Source organism: Shewanella sp. SP1S1-7 (genome assembly GCF_031932105.1).
GTDB classification, from domain to species: Bacteria; Pseudomonadota; Gammaproteobacteria; order Enterobacterales; family Shewanellaceae; genus Shewanella; species Shewanella baltica.
On sequence record NZ_JAUOEU010000065.1, the window covers coordinates 1 to 1,714 of the forward strand.

At 41.0% G+C, this 1,714-nt stretch carries 3 protein-coding genes; all 3 read left to right on the forward strand.

From position 1 onward, the window contains the following. On the forward strand, nt 1-421 hold a 421-nt coding region (locus Q4Q49_RS22050), incomplete at its 5' end, for a DUF3806 domain-containing protein (RefSeq protein ID WP_312000450.1). A gap of 470 nt (nt 422-891) precedes the next feature. Further along, a complete protein-coding gene (locus Q4Q49_RS22055; RefSeq protein WP_312000451.1) occupies nt 892-1,179 on the forward strand; it encodes a hypothetical protein in 288 nt (95 codons plus the stop codon). A gap of 86 nt (nt 1,180-1,265) precedes the next feature. Next, nucleotides 1,266-1,643, forward strand: a complete 378-nt coding sequence (locus Q4Q49_RS22060; protein ID WP_312000452.1) for a hypothetical protein — start codon at nt 1,266-1,268, stop codon at nt 1,641-1,643. The last annotated feature ends 71 nt before the right edge of the window (nt 1,644-1,714 follow it).

Consider the following 1,714-nt stretch of genomic DNA (forward strand, 5'->3'; position numbering starts at 1 on the left):
AGTGAATCAGAAAATAGAAACATTGAATGAAAGTGATCTTGAGTTACTTTCAAAAAGCAGAGAGTGGCTCGCTGGACACTTTGATGATGTGCATGAGTATCAAAACTTATCTGCTAAGCTAAAGCTGGTTCAAACCATCCTTGACAACGAGTGGGTTTCAAATGAAGAAACCTTCAAATTACAAGCTTTGGGTATTTGCTTGGGTGACGCTCTTACCCAAGAAATTGAAGAACTAAGTTGGGTTGCAGTAGAAGACCAATACGGGCGTGATCCCGCATTGCGCTGGCTTAATACATCGGTTTTAGTTTTTCCTCGCACATCAGTATCAAAAAGAGTTGAGGCCGGAGTTAAAGTTGACATATATGAAATGTTTGGTGGTTTTCAAAAAGCAATTCATAGCGCATTAAAAAATCAAGCATAACAAGCCAATGCACGCGGAGCCTGCTACGTTGCGCAATTTGTTGTGGTGTCGCTGCGCTCCTTTATACCACAAAAATTGCTCCACTCCGCTGGCCCGGTGATTGGAGCGTTATATCTCTCCATACTTTCGAGTGTAAGGATACACAAATGAACATAAATGCAACTTTTGCAGGTCAAATCATATTTATTAATTTCTTAGTTATGCTGTATTTAACTTTGAAATTTGCCAAAGGAAAATCCGATAACTTACCACTTGTAGGGTTTTATACTTTCCTATTAAGTTTCTTTTTCTTTCCTGCTAGTTGGTTTTATTGCTGGTACTGGTCAAAAAGAAGCCTAAAGTAGTAAGTGAGTTATAACAAGCTAATTAATAAGGATAAAAAACAGTTGGCTGTTTTCGTTCCTCAACATTTTAGCCAAAAATTTTTTGCCCATTATTAGGGCGTTATACATCAAAAGGATCTTGCAGATTTGTCTATCTGGATTAGAAAAGTAACTGACGGGAATTCGGAGAATTATGTTCGCTTGGCTGAGGAGTCCTGGGATCTACCAGAATTATTTAAAATTTTTGAAAACTGGCTTACCGAACATGCCGATAATCTCCCATCTGGACATCAGTGGATAGCCGATATTGGTTTCACACCGAGAGAAGGGGCTAATGGTGGAGGTCCTATTTTGTCAGTTCAACTAATGAAAAAGTGTACTGATTTAGGTATGTCTATTTATCTCTCGGAGTACAACGATGAAGATGATTTATAACAAGTTAAATCATCGGAAAACCGCTCACTGGCTGCGCCAAAACGCTCGCGTTTTCCGCTGTTTAAAGCGTTATGTGTCTATTTAGTATGGATTCACTAAGAAACTCTTTGCTCGCTCTAGCTGCTTCTCCGGAAGTTCAGGATTCGCTTTATCCTGACTTCACTGCAAAAGGTGATGAGTTGGTTTTGGATTTTGGTGAGTCTTATGAAACGGTTGAACTTTGCAAGCTCACGACAGCTCAGGCTGAGGCTCTAAAGTCTCTGGATAACTTTTTGACGGCTCATTCCGGTGAAGCTTTTTCAGACATGTACCTTGATGTTCACTCCCTATACTCTGACCCTCGCTGGGACGAGATCAGGAAGTTAGCTTCAGGTGCAATTGAAGCTCTGGGGTGGCCAGTAGAGCAGCCAAGAAAGAACAGTGCTATTTACGTTAACGGTGGCTTCGGTGAAGAACACACATAACAAGTTAAATCATCGGAAAATCCCTCGCAGGCCAAACAACGGCCAAAGCGCTCGGTCATTCCGCTGTTTAA